Annotated in this window: 17 protein-coding genes; 9 read left to right on the forward strand and 8 right to left on the reverse strand. The window is 65.3% G+C overall.

Annotated elements, in window-relative coordinates; translation table 11 throughout:
- Positions 1 to 85 precede the first annotated feature (85 nt).
- Entirely contained in the window at positions 86 to 1,477 is a 1,392-nt protein-coding gene (locus GGD65_RS31995; RefSeq protein WP_244550774.1) for a M48 family metalloprotease, read from the reverse strand.
- A gap of 131 nt (positions 1,478 to 1,608) precedes the next feature.
- Positions 1,609 to 2,457, reverse strand: a complete 849-nt coding sequence (locus GGD65_RS32000) for a thermonuclease family protein (protein ID WP_183237852.1) — start codon at positions 2,455 to 2,457, stop codon at positions 1,609 to 1,611.
- Positions 2,458 to 2,766: 309 nt separating this feature from the next.
- Between GGD65_RS32000 and GGD65_RS32005 the strand changes: the two genes are divergently transcribed.
- The 4 genes from GGD65_RS32005 (at position 2,767) to GGD65_RS32020 (ending at position 7,934) form a co-directional block, all read left to right on the forward strand.
- Complete coding sequence (locus GGD65_RS32005) at positions 2,767 to 3,975, forward strand: ABC transporter substrate-binding protein (RefSeq protein WP_018316471.1); 1,209 nt, start codon at positions 2,767 to 2,769, stop codon at positions 3,973 to 3,975.
- Between the two features lie 137 nt (positions 3,976 to 4,112).
- Complete coding sequence (locus GGD65_RS32010; RefSeq protein ID WP_179732132.1) at positions 4,113 to 4,904, forward strand: enoyl-CoA hydratase; 792 nt, start codon at positions 4,113 to 4,115, stop codon at positions 4,902 to 4,904.
- A 2-nt stretch (positions 4,905 to 4,906) separates the two neighbouring features.
- Positions 4,907 to 5,653, forward strand: coding sequence for a hypothetical protein (locus GGD65_RS32015; protein WP_183237853.1), 747 nt, complete (start codon positions 4,907 to 4,909; stop codon positions 5,651 to 5,653).
- 166 nt (positions 5,654 to 5,819) lie between these two features.
- The gene (locus tag GGD65_RS32020) at positions 5,820 to 7,934 is read left to right on the forward strand and encodes an acetate--CoA ligase family protein (RefSeq protein WP_183237854.1); all 2,115 of its coding nucleotides are present in this window, start codon (positions 5,820 to 5,822) and stop codon (positions 7,932 to 7,934) included.
- A gap of 195 nt (positions 7,935 to 8,129) precedes the next feature.
- On the opposite strand, the gene GGD65_RS32025 is transcribed toward GGD65_RS32020, so the two are convergent.
- The 3 genes from GGD65_RS32025 to GGD65_RS32035 are packed head-to-tail and all read right to left on the reverse strand — an operon-like array spanning position 8,130 to position 11,201.
- Complete coding sequence (locus tag GGD65_RS32025; protein ID WP_183237855.1) at positions 8,130 to 8,942, reverse strand: enoyl-CoA hydratase/isomerase family protein; 813 nt, start codon at positions 8,940 to 8,942, stop codon at positions 8,130 to 8,132.
- Between the two features lie 17 nt (positions 8,943 to 8,959).
- A complete protein-coding gene (locus GGD65_RS32030) occupies positions 8,960 to 10,120 on the reverse strand; it encodes an acyl-CoA dehydrogenase family protein (protein ID WP_183237856.1) in 1,161 nt (386 codons plus the stop codon).
- 16 nt (positions 10,121 to 10,136) lie between these two features.
- Positions 10,137 to 11,201 (reverse strand): acyl-CoA dehydrogenase family protein, encoded by a 1,065-nt coding sequence (locus GGD65_RS32035; protein WP_092261283.1) that lies wholly within the window; start codon positions 11,199 to 11,201, stop codon positions 10,137 to 10,139.
- A 260-nt stretch (positions 11,202 to 11,461) separates the two neighbouring features.
- On the opposite strand from GGD65_RS32035, the gene GGD65_RS32040 reads away from it, so the two are divergent.
- Complete coding sequence (locus GGD65_RS32040) at positions 11,462 to 12,247, forward strand: SDR family NAD(P)-dependent oxidoreductase (protein ID WP_183237857.1); 786 nt, start codon at positions 11,462 to 11,464, stop codon at positions 12,245 to 12,247.
- A 186-nt stretch (positions 12,248 to 12,433) separates the two neighbouring features.
- On the opposite strand, the gene GGD65_RS32045 is transcribed toward GGD65_RS32040, so the two are convergent.
- Together GGD65_RS32045 and GGD65_RS32050 are read right to left on the reverse strand one after the other, a co-directional pair.
- Positions 12,434 to 12,706 (reverse strand): GlsB/YeaQ/YmgE family stress response membrane protein, encoded by a 273-nt coding sequence (locus GGD65_RS32045; RefSeq protein ID WP_018316463.1) that lies wholly within the window; start codon positions 12,704 to 12,706, stop codon positions 12,434 to 12,436.
- Between the two features lie 42 nt (positions 12,707 to 12,748).
- Positions 12,749 to 13,330: a YidB family protein gene (locus tag GGD65_RS32050; RefSeq protein ID WP_020508623.1), complete on the reverse strand. Its 582-nt coding sequence runs from the start codon at positions 13,328 to 13,330 to the stop codon at positions 12,749 to 12,751.
- 162 nt (positions 13,331 to 13,492) lie between these two features.
- Here GGD65_RS32050 and GGD65_RS32055 point away from each other — a divergent pair, with 162 nt between their 5' ends.
- On the forward strand, positions 13,493 to 14,500 hold the full coding sequence (locus GGD65_RS32055; RefSeq protein WP_183237858.1) for a 2-dehydropantoate 2-reductase: 1,008 nt from the start codon (positions 13,493 to 13,495) through the stop codon (positions 14,498 to 14,500).
- 16 nt (positions 14,501 to 14,516) lie between these two features.
- Positions 14,517 to 14,729 carry a hypothetical protein gene (locus GGD65_RS32060; protein WP_018316460.1) on the forward strand — a complete coding sequence of 71 codons (213 nt, stop codon included), beginning with the start codon at positions 14,517 to 14,519 and terminating at the stop codon, positions 14,727 to 14,729.
- Positions 14,730 to 14,855: 126 nt separating this feature from the next.
- Here GGD65_RS32060 and GGD65_RS32065 read toward each other — a convergent pair whose 3' ends face one another.
- Complete coding sequence (locus GGD65_RS32065; RefSeq protein WP_183237859.1) at positions 14,856 to 15,476, reverse strand: hypothetical protein; 621 nt, start codon at positions 15,474 to 15,476, stop codon at positions 14,856 to 14,858.
- 241 nt (positions 15,477 to 15,717) lie between these two features.
- Between GGD65_RS32065 and GGD65_RS32070 the strand changes: the two genes are divergently transcribed.
- Together GGD65_RS32070 and GGD65_RS32075 are read left to right on the forward strand one after the other, a co-directional pair.
- The gene (locus GGD65_RS32070) at positions 15,718 to 17,235 is read left to right on the forward strand and encodes an AMP-binding protein (RefSeq protein WP_183237860.1); all 1,518 of its coding nucleotides are present in this window, start codon (positions 15,718 to 15,720) and stop codon (positions 17,233 to 17,235) included.
- Between the two features lie 19 nt (positions 17,236 to 17,254).
- Positions 17,255 to 17,893, forward strand: a complete 639-nt coding sequence (locus tag GGD65_RS32075) for an RraA family protein (RefSeq protein WP_092261277.1) — start codon at positions 17,255 to 17,257, stop codon at positions 17,891 to 17,893.
- Positions 17,894 to 17,994 lie beyond the last annotated feature (101 nt).

A 17,994-nucleotide genomic window follows, 5' to 3' on the forward strand; every position in this document is an offset into this window, starting at 1 on the left:
TTGCGCCTGCCCACCATCTCTCTCGATCGCAAAAGATGCGTGGGCACGCTTGCGCTTTGCCCACCCTACGGCACCACCCGTTTCGCTAATCCGCCACGATCTTCACGCGATCGCGCACCTTCACCTGCGCGGTGCGATCGAGGCCGTTCAGCACGCGGAAGCGTTCGGCGGGATGGTCGACGCCGGCCATGCGGTGGGAGAGCGATTCCACGGTGTCGCCGGGCTGCACGGTGATGACCTTGATGCGGAGCGGGCGCGCGGCCTGAATCTCGTCGAGCGTCAGGCGGCGGAATGAATTGACGGTCTCGCGCGCGTTGCGCTCGCTCTCGGTCGACTTCTGCCGTGCCGCGAAGATGAAGCGGTAGACGTCGCTGCCGAAGCGCAGCGCGTAGACCTTGAACTGCCACTGGTCGCCTTTGGCGGTGGCGGACGCAGCCGGGAAACCGTTGATGGTGATGTCCTCGGTGGACGCCTTCTCGACGCCCTCCATCCAGCCGGAATTGAGGTAGTCGCCGAGCGACTGCTCGGCCGGCACGCGCACCACGTCGAAACGCATCGCCTGTGCGCCGCCCTCGCGCACGCCGATCACCGCCTGCGCGGTGTTGTCGAGCGTGAAATTGTCCGGCGCCTGGAAGGTGAAGCCCAGCTTCGGATGCAGGAAGCGGCGGCCGCGGACGAAACCTTCGCTGGGGTCTTCGCCGTAGACGAGGTTGTCGATCGCAGCGAGATAGCTCTCGCGGTCGCGCTCGGCGCCTTCAGGCGCCGTGTATTGCCGCGCGATGGTCTGCGCGTTCTGCACGCGCTCCGGGGTCGCCGGATGCGAGGAGGTGAAATCCTGCGCGCGCGGATCGAGCGAGCTCTTGCCGGCCTTCAGCTCGGCATTGCGCTCCATCGCGGAGAGGAAGCGCGCAGCACCGTAGGGATCGAAATGCGCCTTGGCGGAAATGCCGACGCCGATGCCGTCGGCCTCGAACTCCTGCTTGCGCGAAAAGCTCGCCATGGTGAGCTTGGTCTTGGCCAGCGCGAGCGCGGTGAGATCGGGGTCGTTGCTCATGTCGGTGACGACGCGGGTGACGATCGCGGCCTGGCGCGCCTGGTCCTCGCGCATCGCGGCATGCTTGGACAGCACGTGCGCCATCTCGTGGCTGAGCACGGAGGACAATTCCGAGGTGTCGCTGGCGAGCGCGAGAAGTCCGCGGGTGACATAGAGCTGGCCGTTCGGCAGCGCGAAGGCGTTCACCGCGCCGGAATTGAGGATGGTGACCTTGTAGCCCTGGTCGGGACGGTCGGACGCTGCGACCAGCCGGTCGACGGTCTTGCTGACGAGCGATTCGAGCCTGGGATCGTCATAGGTGCCGCCGTAGCTCGCCAGGATGCGCTCGTGCTCCTTCTCGGTGGCGGGGGTCTGCGCGACGGCCGGCTTCGGCTTGGGCATCGCAACGGTCGGTGGGGTCGCGGCAGCCTGGAACCGGCCCATGTCGCCGCAGCCGGCGAGAAGCCCGCCCAGCGCAAGGCAAAGCGCGGCCGGCGCCGCCCGCAGGCGGCGGCAATCGCCCAGTCCGTGCCGTTCTAGCACCCCATTCACTTCGATTAACCCGTGCCCGGCCGTTAAGGCCTTACCCCAGTAGGCTCGTTTGCGCCCAGCAATTCAACCTGTCCCAAGAGACGCACATCGATGCGCGGCCCCGTACTTCCCTCGACCCAGCCTCGGACTCGAATACGCTTACTTTCCAATGACTTAGGGGTGATCCCGGCATTTTCGAACGCCGGTAGCGTGCGCTTTGAAATAGTCACGGCAAAGCCACGTGTCCAGTTCCGTCCGAAGTTGAGGTAGGTCATTGCCCCAGCTTGCCGGACCGACAGGACTTTGCCCTCGACCACCATAAAGCGCCCGATCCCCGCCAAAATATCGTCCGGACTTTCCGCGTTTTTTATGGCCGACGGGTCAGCCCAACTGCCCTTTTTTTGGCGCCGTGCCGCTGCTTCCGACGCCATCAGGGCCGCCGCGCAGTCCTTGTCCGTGATTTCGGCCGACACCAGGGCGTCGCCCTGGGCGAGCAGCATGGCCTGCACCGAGGTGTCGCTCTCGCCGATGAAGACCAGCGCGCCCTGGCGGCCGTAGCGGTCGGGCGTGTCGTCGTTGCCGCGGAGTGTCACGTCGCGGCTCGCGAGCAGCGAGGCCAGCGCCTGCTTCGTCGTCGCCGTCGTCTCGATGCCTGCGAGGCGGATCTCGCGGCCATCGTCGAGACGAACGCTGCGCGCATCGACGATCGCGGCGACGCGGCCTTCGCCTTGCGACTCGAACTGGCACGGCGTCGCGAGCGCGGTGCGACTCGCGAGGAGAAGGAATGCGACGATGAGGTGAAACAGTCGCGTCACGTGACCCGGAGAGGTTGCGTTGTGTTCGAGTTGTAACGCAAACGTGGCGAACCGCGAAGGCTCTCGTAGGGTGGGCAAAGCGAAGCGTGCCCACGTCTTTGCCGATCGCGCAGGCCGTGGGCACGGCGCGAAGAGCGCGCCTTTGCCCACCCTACGGCAGCGAGTGCGGGCTTTGATGTCATCTCACACGCTCGCAATGACGTGGAAACATGTTTCCGCATCTCACCATTCCGCTTTGCGGAAAACATGCCGCCACCGCAAGACTCGCATGGCGCTCTCGCGCTTGCTGCGCTCTTGCGCATGCGGCATGATTGCGGCAACAGCTTTCGCCAAGAGCAATAACCAAGCCGCCATCAGAGTACGGCGCGATAAGGGAGATCGTTTTCCATGAAGACAATTTTGTCGGGCATTTTTGCCGCCGCGTTTGCCCTCAGTGCGAGCGCCGCCGCGCAGGCCCAGGACAAGCCACCTCTCAAGATCGGCGGCATCCTCGACATGTCGAGCCTCTATGCCGACATCACCGGACCCGGCAGCGAGACCGCAGCCAAGATGGCGGTGGAGGATTTCGGCGGCGAGGTGCTGGGGCGCAAGATCCAGGTGCTGGCGGCCGATCATCAAAACAAGGCCGATCTCTCCGCCAACATCGCCCGCGACATGCTCGACAACCAGGGCGTCGAGATGATCTACGACGTCGCGGCCTCCGCGACCGCGCTTGCGGCAGGCGAGATCGCGAAAGCGCGCAACAAGATCATCATCTTCAACGGTCCGGGTTCAATCCGTCTCACCAACGAGGCCTGCGGTCCCTATACCATCCACTACGTGTTCGACACCTACGGCCAGGCCAACGTGACCGGCCTTGCGGCCGTGAAGTCCGGCCTCGACAGCTGGTACTTCCTCACCGCCGATTACGCCTTCGGCCAGGATCTGGAGAAGGACACCAGTGCCGTCGTCACCAAGACCGGCGGCAAGGTGCTAGGCAGCGTGCGCCATCCGCTCAACACGTCGGATTTCTCGTCGTTCCTGCTTCAGGCGCAGGCTTCGAAGGCCAAGGTGATCGGGCTTGCGAACGCCGGCGGCGACACCGTCAACGCCATCAAGCAGGCGGCGGAGTTCGGGATCATGAAGGGCGGTCAGAAAGTCTCGCCGCTGCTCGTCTTCGTCACCGATATCGACTCGATCGGCCTGGAGACCGCGCAGGGGTTGCTGCTGGCGGAAGCCTTCTATTGGGACATGAACGACGAGACGCGCGCCTTCTCCAAGCGCTTTCAGGAGCGCGTGAAGCGGCCGCCGACCTCGGCGCAGGCCGGCGTCTACTCCTCCGTCACGCACTACCTGAAGGCGGTGAAGGCGGCCGGCACGACCGATGCAGCGACTGTCATGAAGGTGATGAAGGAGACGCCGATCAACGACTTCTTCGCCAAGGGTGGCAAGATCCGCGAGGACGGCCGCATGATCCACGACATGTACCTGTTCGAGGTGAAGAAGCCGTCGGAGTCGAAGGGCCGCTGGGACGACTACAAGCTGCTCGCCACCGTGCCCGGCAGCGAAGCGTTCCAGTCGCTGGAGCAGTCACGCTGCCCGCTGGTGAAGAAGTGACGCGAAGCGTCATCCCGGGGCGCGCGTAAGCGCGAACTTGGGATCCATCGGGCCGCAGTGATTGTCGACAAATGGATTCCGGGTTCGCGCTTCGCGCGCCCCGGAACGACGGAGCAAAACAACAAGGGAGACGCCCTATGAGCAACGACATGGTCCTGCAAAAGCTCGAAGGCGGGCTGCTCACCATCACCATGAACCGTCCGGAGCGGAAGAACGCGCTCAACCCCGAGATGGTGGCCGGGCTGGTCGAGGCCGCGCGGCGCGCCGCTGACGATCCGGAGGTGCGCGCGGTGCTGTTCAAGGGGGCCGGCGGATCGTTCTGCGTCGGCGGCGACGTCAAGTCGATGGCCGCGGGCCGCGCGCCGCTGCCGTTCGAGCAGAAGCTTGCGAATCTGCGCCGCGGCATGGAGGTCTCGCGCATCCTGCACCAGATGCCGAAGCCCGTGGTGGCGCAGCTCGACGGCGCCGCGGCTGGCGCCGGCCTGTCGATGGCGCTGTCCTGCGACCTGCGCATCGCCTCGGAATCCTGCAAGATCACGACAGCCTTCGCCAAGGTCGGCTTCTCCGGCGATTACGGCGGCACCTATTTTCTCACCCAGCTGCTCGGCAGCGCGCGGGCGCGCGAGCTCTATCTGATGTCGCCGGTGCTCACGGCCAAGGAAGCGCATGCAATCGGCATGGTGACCAAGGTCGTGCCCGACGCCGAGATCGATGCCGCCGCGCACGAGGTCGCGCTGTCGCTGGCGCAAGGGCCGTCGATCGCGCTCGGCTTCATCAAGCGCAACATCAACAATGCCGAGCATCTGCCGCTGGAGGACTGCTTCGACGGCGAGGCGATCCATCACACCCGCTGCGGCGACACCGAGGATCACAAGGAGGCCGCAAAGGCCTTCGTCGAGAAGCGCAAGCCGACCTTCAGGGGCGCATGACCATGGCGCCCTATATGCGGTTGCGGCAGATCTGCCTGGTCGCGCCGCAGCTCGCGCCCGTGATCTCCGACATCGCGGAGATCATGGGCCTCGCCGTGTGCTACCGCGACGGCAATGTCGCAAAATACGGCCTGGAGAATGCGCTGCTTCCGGTCGACACGATTTTGCTGGAGGTGGTCGCACCCTTCAAGGGCGGTACCACGGCCGGCCGCTTCATCGAGAAGACCGGCGGCCGCGGCGGCTATATGGCGATCTTCTGCTGCAATGATCCCGACGAGCGCGGTCGCAACGCCAATGCGCTTGGCGTGCGCACCGCCAACGTGATCGACCACGCGCTCTATCATGGCGTCCAGCTCCATCCCCGCGACTGCCGTGCCGCCTTCATCGAGTTCAACCACACCGAAGGCAGCGACGATGTTTTGGGGCCATATCCGCCGGCCGGACCGGACTGGCAGAAATTCATCCGCAAGGACGTGACGCAGGCGCTGACCGGCGTGGAGATGCAGAGCCCGGATCCGAAGGGGCTGGCGGAGCATTGGGGGAGGATCATCGGCGTTGCGGCTGAAGGTGCCGAGTTGAGGCTCCCCAACGCGACCTTTCGCTTCGTGAAAGGCGCCAGCGAGATCATGAGCGCGCTGGAGTTTCGGGTGGCGGATCGGGCGAGCGTGCTGCATGCCGCGAAGGCGAGGGGGCTTGCGGTGGCGGACAATGAATTCTTGCTGGGCGGGGTGACGTTCCGCGTCAGTTGATCCCTCGACCGTTATCCGTCACCCTGAGGTGCTCGCCTCTTCGGCGAGCCTCGAAGGGCGACGGCCACGGTGGGGCCGTTCATCCTTCGAGGCCTCCGCTGCGCTCCGGCGCCTCAGGATGACGGTGAGAGATGCGGTGCAGTCAACAATAAGAAGGACTCGTCCTATGCCGCATCCGCTCGACAGCTTCTTCGCGCCCGCCAGCATCGCGCTGATCGGCGCCTCGCGCGACCACGAGAAGATCCCGGGGCGGCTGTTGTCGATGCTGCGCAAGAACGAATATCCCGGGACGATCTACCCGGTGAACCCGAACTACGCCGATATCGACGGGCTCGCCTGCTACAAATCGATTGGCGAGATCGGCGCGCCGATCGACCTTGCCGTCATCATCATCCCCGCCCGCGCCGTGCTTCCCGCGCTCGAGCAATGCGCTGCCGCCGGCGTCAGGAACGCCGTGATCATCTCCTCCGGCTTTGCCGAGGAGGGCGGCGACAGCGCGGCGATGCAGGACGCGATCGCGGCGCTGGCGAAGCGCGCCGGCATGCGGATATCCGGGCCGAACGCCGAGGGCTTCTTCAGCCAGGTGCAGCGCGTGGCGGCGACATTCAGTCCGGCCGTCGATGTCAAGCCAGGCGTGGTGCCGCTTGTTGCCAGCAAAAAACGGATCGGCATCGTCGCGCAGAGCGGCGGCATCGGCTTCGCCTATTATCATCGCGCGCGGGCCCTCGGAATCGCCGTCAGCTATGTCGTCAGCACCGGCAATGAATCCGATCTCGGCGCCGGCGAGTTCCTGGATTTCATGGTGCAGGATTCCTCGACCGACGTGATCCTGCTGTTCATCGAGGGCATCCGCGACGTCGACAAATTTCTCGTCGCCGCCCGGCGCGCTGCGGAGATGAAAAAGCCGGTGATCGTGACAAAAGTCGGCCGCTCCGGCGCAGGCCAGCGCGCGGCTGCCTCGCATACCGCGAGCATGGCCGGCTGGTCGGCGGCCTATGACGCGGTGTTCGCGAAATACGGCTTCATCGTCTCCAACGATCTGGACGAAGCGCTGACGATCGCGGCGGTGCTTGCCAACAATCCGCTGCCGAAGGGCGATCGCGTTGCCGTCGTCACCGTTTCGGGCGGTGCCGGCATCTGGGGCGCCGATGCGGTGGCGCTGCAAGGCTTGCAGGTGCCGGAGCTGTCCGAAAAGGTCCAGGCGGGGATCAAGTCGCTGATGCCGTCCTATGGCACGGCGCGGAACCCGATCGATGTCACGGCGCAAGGCGTCACCTCTGGCGGCTTGCAGAAGAGCGTCGATGTGCTCACTGCCTCGGACGAGGTCGATGCAATCCTGGTGGTGCTGTCGCTGTCGAGCGAGGTGCGCAAGCCCTTCAAGGAGGAGGAGCTGACGCCGGTGCTGTCGGCGCAACGCAAGCCGGTGGTGTTCTATTCCTATACGGTGCCGTCCGACTTCGCCCGCCGCGAGCTCGCCAAATCCGGCGTCGTCGTGCTCTCGGGCCTCACCCATGTCGGCGTCGCGATGCGTCGGCTGGTCGACTACGCCAGTTTCAAGCTGCCGCTACCTGCGGACACAGCGCGGCTGCCGGCGCGCGATCTTTCTGCGCATCTGAAATCGCCGGTTCTGTCCGAGGCCGACAGCAAGTCGTTGCTCCGCACCGCCGGCATTGCGTTGCCGGATGAGGTGCTGGTGAGAGACAAGAGCGAGCTCGACGAAGCCGTCACCCGCGTCGGCTTTCCGCTGGCCATGAAGATCCAGTCGCCTGATATCGCCCATAAGAGCGAAGTTGGCGGCGTGCGCGTCAACATCACGACCAAGGGCGAGGTGTTTCTGGCATTCGAGGCGCTGCTGGACAATGCGCGCCGGCACCGGCCGGAGGCGGATATCCAAGGCGTGCTGGTCGGCCCGATGGCGAAGAAGGGCGTCGAGATCATCGTGGGTACGATGACCGACGAGACGTTCGGTCCCATGGTGATGGTGGGACTCGGCGGTATCACCACCGAGCTGTTCCGCGATGTCGTCTATCGCCCGGCGCCGGTGAGTGCGGAGGAAGCGGGTGCGATGCTGGCGGGCTTGAAGGCTGCGCCGCTCCTCAATGGGTTTCGTGGAGCGGTGAAGGCGGATGTTGCGGCTTTGTCGCGGTTGATCGCCGACGTTTCAGTGCTCGCCGCGCGGCATGCAAAGGAGATCGCCGAGATCGAGCTCAATCCGGTGCTGGTGCACCCCGAGGGGCAGGGCGTGACGATCGTCGATGCGCTGGTGGTGGGGAGGAAGTAGCGAGGCCACAAACACCACTGTCGTCCCGGGGCGCGAAGCGAACCCGGGACCCATAACCACAGGGAGGAGTTTGGCGAAGACGCGGAGTGACCAGCTGCGCCACAACTTCTCCCTGTAGTTATGGATCCCCGCGTTCGCGGGGATGACAGGGGAAGTTGTGGTCGCGGTGGAGTGATACGGCTAGCGCCGCCGTGATCACCTCCCCCTAAAATTCGCCGCGCGCCGTTCTTCCGTGGCCTTCACGCCTTCTTTGAAATCCTCCGTCGCGCGCAGCCGGGTCTGCTCGGCGAGCTCGTGGTTGGTCGCGGCCATGACGCGGTCGGCGAGGCCATTGCGCATCGTGGCGCGGGTGGAGAGCAGGCCGAGCGGGGAGCATTCGGCGATCTCGCCGGCGAGCTTCATCGCGGCCGCCTTGACCTGATCCTGCGGCACCAGCTCGTTGGCGAGGCCCCACTTCACGGCTTCTTCGCCGGTGACGCGGCGGCTGGTGTAGAACATCAGCTCGGCGTTGTTCTTGCCGATCAGCTCAGGAAGAGTCGTCGTCAGGCCGAAGCCGGGATGGAAGCCGAGCTTGGTGAAGTTGGCTGAGAAGCGCGCTTCGGGGCAGGTGACGCGGAAGTCCGCCGACACCGCGAGACCCAATCCGCCGCCGATGGCGGCGCCCTGCACGGCGGCGACGATCGGCTTCTTGGCGCGGAAGATGCGCACGGCCTGGATGTAGAGATGGTTGATCGGCCCGAGATTGTCGGCGGGGTCGCCCTTCTTCTCGGCCTCGCGCGCCTCCTGCGCCTGCCGCGCCGGGTCGCCAAAGTTCGCGCCGGCGCAGAACGCCTTGCCCTGCGCCGAGAGCACCGAGCTGCGGATCTCGATGTCGCGGTCGAATTCGTCGAGCGCATCCGCGATCTGGTTGATCAGCGAGATGTCGAAGAAGTTCAGCGGCGGGCGGCGGATCTCGATGGTGCCGACATGTCCGACTTTCTCGACGCCGATGTCTTTGTAGGTGGTCATGATGATCCTCGAATGATTTAGCGCAGGCCCAATCCGCGGGCGATGATGCCGCGCAGCACCTCGGTGGTGCCGCCCTGGATGGTGAGTTTCGGTGCGGTCTTGATGGCGAAGTCGAGCTGTCGCTCCAAGGTCTCGCGGTTGGTCGCGGTCTCCTCGACGAAGGCAGCAAGGTCGCGGACGCGATGCGGAAGCTGCTGCTCCCACACCGTGCCGATATCCTTGACGATGGAGGCCTCGACCACAGGCTCCTTGCCGGCCTGCAGCATGCCGGCGACCGAGACCGACATGCGCCGCATGGTATGGAGCTGCGCCACCAGGCGCCCGATGCCTTCGGCGCTGCGCGTGTCGGGGTTCGGACCGACTGCGCGGACCAGCTCGGTCAGCACGTAATAGGTTTCGAGGAAACGCTCGGGGCCCGAACGCTCATAGGCGAGTTCGCTCGTCGCCTGCTTCCAGGCGCCGTCGACCTCGCCGAGCACGTGATCGTCAGGCACGAAGAAGTCGGTGAAGACGACCTCGTTGAACTCGTACTGGCCGGTGATCTGGCCGATCGGGTTCACCTTGATGCCCGGCTGCTTCATCTTGACCAGGAATTGCGTCAGGCCGTGGCGGCGGTTTTCCTTGGTCGGCTGTGACGTCCGGAAGATCGCGATCATGTAGTCGGCGATGTGGGCCGACGAGGTCCAGATCTTGGTGCCGTTGATCAGATAGCCGCCGTCGGTCTTGGTCGCGCGCGTCTTTGCCGCGAACAGGTCGGAGCCCGAATTCGGCTCGCTCATGCCGATCGCAAAGCAGATTTCGCCGCGACAGATCCGCGGCAGGATCTCCATCTTGATGTGCTCGGGCGCGTATTTCAGCAGCACCGGTCCGCTCTGGCGGTCGGCGACGAAGAAGCGCCGCGTGGGCGCATTCGCGACGCGCATCTCCTCGGTCACCACGTAGCGTTCGAGGAAGGAGCGCTCCTGGCCGCCATATTTTTTCGGCCAGGTCATCCCGAGCCAGCCCTTGGCGCCGACCCGGCGGGAAAATTCCGGCGCGTCGGTGTCCTCGCGATTGGGCTTGTGCGGATCGAAGGTGCCGGCGGCGATCTCTTCGGCGAGGAAGGCGCGCACTTCCTTACGCAATTGCTCGCACTTCTCGGGCAGGCGGATCGGATCGAAACGGAGGGCAGCGGTCATGTGTTTCTCTCCCTGATCAGCGCGACGCCACGAGCGGCCACAATTCGTCGGCGCCGCGGTTTGCGACCAGCTTGCCAAGCTCGACGGCCCAGTGGCTCTCCGAGCCGAAATCGTCGCGCCAGGCCAGCGCCCGCAGCGAATAGCGGTGCAGGATGTGCTCGAGGGTGAAGCCGATCGCGCCGTGCACCTGATGTGCGATGGCGCCGCCCTTTTCCGCGGCTTCCGCGCAGCGGATCTTTGCCGAGGCGGCTTCGAGATAGACCTCGTCGTCGAAACGCGACGCATTCGCGATGGCGTCGGCGGCCGAGGTTGCGGCGGCAAGAGCCGCGGCGGATTCGCCGGCGAGGCGGGCGAGATTGTGCTGCACGGCCTGGAATTTCGAGATCTTCTTCTCGAAGGCGACGCGTTCGTTGGAATAGCGCACGGAGATGTCGAGCATCGATTCCAGCGCACCCGCGATCTGCAGGCTGCGGGCAACGCCGCCCATCAGCATCATCGTGGTCTGGTCAAAGCCCTTCGGCGCGGCCTTGCGCGTGACGGGCTGGACCTTGTCGAGCGTCACGGTGTCGCTGTGGTCGTAGCCGACATTGAGGCCGGACTCGATCCGGACCTTGCCGGCATCGACCAGCGCGATCGAGACGCCATCCTTGCCGTGCGCCAGCACCGCAAAATGCTTTGCCGCTTTCGCAAAGGGCACGCCGCGGGCGCGGCCGGAAAGCGAGCCATCGGCATCGAGGGTGATGCGGTCCTTCGGCGATGCCGGCAGCACCGTCATCTCGCCCTCGGGCGATGCGATCTTCGCTTGCGCCAGCAGCCAGCCCGCCAGCATGGTCTCGGCCAGCGGAACCGCGACGGCGAAACGGCCGGCGGCGTTCAGAAGCGCAAAGCCGTCGGCAAGGCTCGCGCCGGAGCCGCCGAGATCGTCGGGCACCCAGGACAATGGCAGGCCGGCTTCGCTCAGCGCCCGCCACAGCGGCGCCTGCCAGGCATCCTTCTTGTCGTTGTTGATGGTTTGCGGATCGGCGAGATCGGCGAAGATCTTCTCCGCAGTCTCGACGACGATGTTGTCACTCTCCGCCACAGCGTTCCCCGTGTTTTGCCGTTGGCGCGGCCCGCCTGGTGGAGCGAACCGCGCAGGTCTTCTTGCGCCCGATGATCCGAAAAAGCCATGGCCCTGACAAGCGTTGATCGCAGGTCAACCTGCGGCGCGGGCATGGGGCAAGGACCAATAGGAGGCTAATTCCGCTTAGCGGAGTTTGCTTGATTTGCAGGGCGCCGCAAACTCGCTAAACAAGGCCAGCGACTTAAGGCTCGCATCAGAACCAGGGGAAGGAAATCCGGATGGCCAAAGACAGTCTGTGCGCAATCGTGACGGGGTCCGCATCCGGACTTGGCGCAGCAACCGCGGAAATCCTCGCGCGAAGCGGGGCGCGGCTCGTCATCAACTATTCCTCTAGCCAGAAAGAAGCCGAGGCCACCGCGGACGTCTGCCGCAAGGCGGGCTCTCCGGAAGTCCTGGTTGCGCAGGGCGACGTTTCAAAGGACGACGATTGCCGCAAGATCGTTGCGGCGGCCAGCGCCTGGGGCCGGCTCGACATCCTCGTCAACAATGCCGGCACCACCAAGCATGTCGCCCATGCCGATCTCGACGGATTGTCGGCTGAAGATTTCCAGCGCGTGTATGGCGTCAACACCATCGGCCCGTTCCAGATGGTGCGTGCCGCGCGCAGCCTGCTCGAAGCCGGCGCAAAGGCCTCGGAGCGGCCCTCCGCCGTGGTCAACGTGTCCTCGGTCGCCGGCATCAGCGGCGTCGGCTCGTCGATCGCCTACGCCGCGAGCAAGGGCGCGCTCAACACCATGACGCTGTCGCTGTCGCGCGCGCTGGCGCCGCTGATCCGCGTCAACACCGTCTGCCCCGGCTATATCGACACGCCCTGGTTCACCAAGGGCCGCGGCGAAGCCGGCGCCAAGCAGGTGCGCGACAGCGTGGTGGCGAAGGTGCCGCTCAAGGTCGCATCATCAGCCGAGGACATCGCGCAGCTCGTCTGCTTCCTGGCGATGCCGGCCTCCAGCAACATGACCGGCGAGGTCGTGCGCATGGATGCGGGGATGCATCTGATGACGTGAGATCGCGTTCCAATCTCCGGTGTCATCCCCGCCTAGTGCGCAATTGCGCACGGGGCGCGGGGATCCATAGCCACAGGGAGAAGTTTGGCGCGACTCCGGTCACTCCGTGTCTTGCCAAACCACTCCCTGTGGTTATGGGCCCCGGATCGGCGCGCGCTTATAGGTCGCGCCACAACGCGACAGTGACTACCCCTTGATCACACCGCTCGCGACCAGCCGGTGCCAGATGAACAGCACCACCACCGCGCCGAGTGTGGCCATGATAAAGCCGGCGCCCTGGTCTGGGCTGTAATGGCCGATCGCCTGGCCGATGAAGGTCGCGAGAAACGCGCCGGCGATGCCGAGGATGGTGGTGAGGATGAAGCCGCTCGGGTTGTTCGGTCCCGGCGCCAGCCAGCGCGCGATGAGGCCGGCGACGAAGCCGACGACGATGATCCACAACAGGCCGCCCATGCTCATGAGTGTGCTCCCCTTCCCGAAAGCGCGTCGATCAACGTCCGATTAAAGTCTGCCCGAGATCTCGTTCTCGGTCGGCAGCCGTCCGTCCGGGGTCAAATGGTCGACCACCTGCGGCAGATACTGGCTGAGGCCGTTGAGCAACTCGTCGCGCGACAGGCCGCTTTGGGCGGACAGGCTGTCGATCTGGTCGGCGCCGAGTGCGCTCGCAAGATCGCCCGGCGCGATCGGCTTGTTCTGACCCTTGCCGACCCAGGAGTTCGCAGCGTCGCCGTGGCCGCCCTGCTGAAGCTGGTTGAGGAGATCGCCGAGGCCGCCGCTGAGCACGGTGCCGGCCGCGCCGCCTGCAAGCAGGCCGCCGAGGCCGCCTTTGAGCAGGCCTCCGAGACCGCCAAGACCGCCGCTGTCCGCGGTGTTCGCGTTCACCGGCGGAGGGGCCGGCGTCGGCGACGGCTGCGGCGCCGTACCGGACTGGTTTGCCGTCATGTGCTTGAACGCCTTCCAGGCAAGCAGGCCGAGCAGCGCCATGGTCATCGGCGACATGCCGCCGGAGGATTTCTCGGAGCTGGGTGTAGAGGGGCCGCGCGGGCCGTTCTGCATGCCGTTGAGGACGTCGAGTAGACCCATGGTGCTCTCCTTTGGCGTGTCGTTCGGCGAGCGCTCGCCGCTGACTGCCCCTGGGCCGAAAACATATGGGGCTCTCATGACGGTTACAAGGCGGCTGCGCAGCGATGGGCAGCCGGCCACGCCTCTGCTATCGAGGGGCGATCGTTCAGGGAGCAAGGCGAGGTGATGACGGATCGACCGATCGTGGTGGCCGGCGCGGGCGCCATCGGCTGTTTCGTCGGCGGCATGCTGGCCGCCAGTGGCCGCCGTGTCGCGCTGCTGGTGCGGCCGCGGGTGAAGACCGAGATCGAGCGGTTCGGCCTGCGATTGACGGATTTCGACGGCTCGGAGACGAAGCTCGGCGCAGGGCAGCTCGCGCTGTCCGAGGACCCCGCGATCTTCCACAGCGCCGGCATCGTGCTGGTCACGGTGAAGAGCGCCGACACCGCCGACGTCGCGGATCAGATCGCGCAGCATGCGCCTGAGGATGCCGTCATCGTTTCGCTGCAGAACGGCATCGGCAATATCGCGGTGCTGCGCGAGCGTCTCGGTGGCCGCCGCGTGCTCGCGGGCATGGTGCCGTTCAACGTGATCGCGATGGGCGAGGGCCGTTTCCACCGCTCGACCTCCGGCGACATCCATGTCGGAGAGGACGCTGGGAACACGGCCGCGGCATTGTCGGTATCCGGCCTCGCCATGCGCGCGAGCCGCGACATCACCGGCGTGCAATGGGGCAAGCTGATCATCAATCTGAACAACGCGCTCAGCGCATTGTCCGACATGCCCCTCGCCGCGCAACTGGCAAACCGCGACTGGCGCAGGCTGTTCGCCGACCAGATGGCCGAAGGGCTGGCCGCGCTGAAGGCCGCCGGCATCGCGCCGCTCTCGGCGACGCCGATCCCGATGAACTGGACGCCGGCCTTGCTACGGCTGCCCGACATGATCTTCAATGCGATCCTGGGACGGACCATGAAGATCGATCCCGAGGCGCGCTCCTCGATGTGGCAGGATTTGAAACAGGGACGCAAGACCGAGATCGACTATCTCCAGGGTGCCGTCATCGCGCTCGCCGAGCAAAACCATGTCGAGGTGCCGCTGATGCGCCGTATTGTTGCGCTGATCAAGGAGGCCGAAGCCGCCGGCAACGGTCCGCCGCGGCTGACGCCGCAGCAGATTCGCGCGGTGGTTTGAGTGCAAGGAGGGACCGATGAAACGTAGCTTGATGATCGGGCTCGCGCTTGCCGCGCTTTGCGGCGCATCGACGCTCGCTCTTGCGAGACCGCCGACGGTCGTGAACTCGCCCGGCTATGATAGGCGGTTGCAGGAGAGCAGGTCGCAGTTGGGCAGCTCGCCGACGACTGCGCCGGTGGATGCGCCAACGGTCAAATCGAAGCGCGGCAAGAAGAAGCAACCGAACTGACGTTCCACACCCCGCTGTCGTAGGGTGGGCAAAGCGGAGCGTGCCCACCAACTTTCTTTGTCTTGCCAGGGTGGTGGGCACGGCGCTTGCGCGCCTTTGCCCATCCTACAAGTCAGTGCGAGGAGCTTAACCCTTCTTCGCCGGCTTGCTCGGGGTCGGATTGAACAGCTTTTTCAAATCGTTCAAGCTCTCCGACAGCCGCGGCCATTCGCAGGAGAATGAGCCTTTGGTGCACGCGCCCTTCGGGCGCTGACCGACGGTCTGCTGCACCTTTGGCCGCTCGACCGGGACGGGCACGCGCGCGACGTCGGTTCGCAGCGCGACCTGCTGGAGTTGCCGCGCCTGCAGTTCCTGCTGCTCGCGCTGTTGACGGGCGGCGGCCTCGGCCGCTTCGTTGCTGCGGCGCTCTTTGGCGAGATAGGCCGTGTAAGCTGCGTCGATCTTCTTTTGCTCCTCCGGCGTCGGATTGGGGCCGGCGATGTCGAAGGTGCGATCCTGCAGGAAGTCGTAATAGGAATAGCCCCCGCCTGCCTTGCGGCGGCCGGCGAACTTGGCGTTGCAATCGGCAAGCGCGGATGTCTTCTCGGACTTGGTCGCAGCCTTCTCGGCCGCGTCGGCGCATTCCTCGAAATCGACCGGCGCGCGTTTCCACCATTGCGCCTGGGCATGCGCGTGCATCAGCAGGAAAAATCCTGCCGCGGCAACAAGAACCAGCGCCGCACGACGCAATGCTATCACGGACGACATTCTACGAGAGCATTCCTTGCAAAACTCAACCCGAACTGAGTCGAGCCAGATTTTTGCCTCTTTATCGCCGGCTTGTCACCCATGGAACCCGGGAATTTCATGGCTGGGATGCTGACATTTTGTGCTTGACGTGGCGCGTGGGTCACAGCGCCGCCCCGGCGGGCTGCTACACTTCGCCTTGCGAGCGCCTCACCTGAGGCGGCGCCAAGAAAGACCCCAAGAAACGAAATGGAAACGCCCGATGCTGCTGCCCCTGTCTGACGTGCCGCGCTGGTACGCTGAACGCAAACCACATGGCACGATTGCAATCCGTCACGGGCAGGACACGCTGACATGGGACGAGCTCGAGCGCGGCGCCAACCGGCGCGCGCGGGCGTTCATGGCCAAAGGCGTCAAGCCCGGCGACTTCGTCGCGATCGGATTGCCCAACGGCAATGCGTTTTTCGAGACCTCCTTTGCGGTGTGGAAGTGCGGTGCGACGCCGACCTCGCTGTCATGGCGGCTGCCGCGCGGCGAGGCCGCCGCGGTGCTCGACATCCTCAAGCCGGCGCTGGTGGTCGGCGGCGAGGCTGACTGGAACGCGCCGAACCGCCTGCCTGCGGATTTCGTACCGGAGGGATTTTCGGACCAGGCGCTGACGCTGCCGGTGGCGCGCTACTGGAAAGCCATGACCTCGGGCGGCTCGACCGGCCGGCCGAAAGTGATCCTCGATCATCAGCCGGCCGTGACCGACACGGACGCCGCGCCGCCGCTCAACATCCCCTTCGGGGTCTCGCTGCTCAATCCGGGGCCGCTCTACCACAATGCGCCGTTCATCGTGTCGCACTACGCCCTGTTCACTGGCGGCCAGCTCACCGGTCTCGTCAAGTTCGACGCCGAGGAGACATTGCGGCAGATCGAACGCGAGCGCGTGCAATGGGTCAATTTCGTGCCGACCATGATGCACCGGATCTGGGCGCTGCCGGAGCAGGTGCGCAACGCCTACGATCTGTCGAGCCTTCAGACCGTCTTCCACATGGCGGCGCCGATGCCGCCCTGGCTGAAGGAGAACTGGATCGCCTGGCTCGGCCCCGAGCGGATCTGGGAGCTCTATGGCGGCACCGAGCGGCAAGGCTCATGCATCATCTCCGGCACGGAATGGCTGACGCACAAGGGCTCGGTGGGCAAGATCGGCGAGATGGCGCGCTTACGCATTATCGGCGAGGACGGCAACGACGTCGCGCCCGGCGAGACCGGCGAGATCTATTTCCTCAACAATGACGGCAGGGACGCCACCTATCATTATCTCGGCGCCGAGCCGAAGCGCCGCAGCGATGGTTGGGAATCACTCGGTGATATCGGCAGGCTGGATGCGGAAGGCTATCTCTATCTCGGCGACCGCCTCGCCGACATGGTGCTGCGCGGCGGCGCCAACATCTATCCGGCCGAGGTCGAGGCTGCCGTCTCCGAGTCTCCCGGCGTGCGATCCTGCGTCGTGGTGGGACTGCCCGATCCGGAATTGGGCCAGCGCGTGCACGCCATCATCGAGCCGGAGGGCGATGCCGACGGCCAGGCGATCGCCGACGGCATGGCGCAGTTCTTGAAGGACAGGCTCAGCCGCTACAAGCATCCGGAAAGCTTCGAGATCGTCGGCGCCCCGCCGCGCGATGATTCAGGCAAGGTTCGCAGAACACTGTTGCGCGACGAGCGCGCGGCGTGGATGAAGGAAGGGCGCGCCTTCCGGATCATGCCGGCGAAGGCGCGGGCGCACGCCGATTAAGAAGGAAGGATTTTTGGACATGACCATCACGATCGCAGCCAACAGCGTGCCGAAACCGCCGGCCGAGATCATCGAGGGTTTTCGCGGTGCGCCGACCTCGGTCATCTCAGACAATCTCGCCCGGCTGCCCGGCGCGGTCGGGCTAAAGCCCTATCATCGCGGGGCTAAGCTGGTGGGCACTGCCTTCACTGTGCGCACGCGCCCCGGCGACAATCTCGCCATCCACCGCGCGCTCGAGTTGGTCGGCCCCGGCGACGTCATCGTGGTCGATGGCGGTGGTGACGAGACGCGCGCGCTGGTCGGCGAGATCATGAAGAACATCGCGCAATGGCGCAAAGCGGAAGGCTATGTGATCGACGGTGCGATCCGCGATGTCGCGGCCTTCGCGGCCGACGACTTCCCCTGCTACGCCCGTGCGGTGATCCACCGCGGTCCTTACAAGAACGGTCCCGGCGAGATCAACGTGCCTGTCACGATCGGCGGCAGCGTGATTGCGCCCGGCGACATCGTGGTTGGCGACGAGGACGGCGTGGTGTCGTTTCCCGCCGCGGGAGCAGCAGCGCTGCTCGAAGCCGTGCGCGCCCAGGTCGCGCGCGAGGAAGAGACCCTGAAGGCGATCCGCGAGGGCCGTTATCAGGGCTCTTATGGCAAGACTTGATCAGGCGGGCTTAAGTCAAGGCAATGGCTGAACTGATCGAAAGCCGACGTCAGCCATTTGCTATTTTCGAAAGTGTTCACGACCTTTGTTTCGGCCAAAGT

The organism is Bradyrhizobium sp. CIR18 (assembly GCF_014198295.1).
In the GTDB taxonomy this organism is placed as follows: domain Bacteria; phylum Pseudomonadota; class Alphaproteobacteria; order Rhizobiales; family Xanthobacteraceae; genus Bradyrhizobium.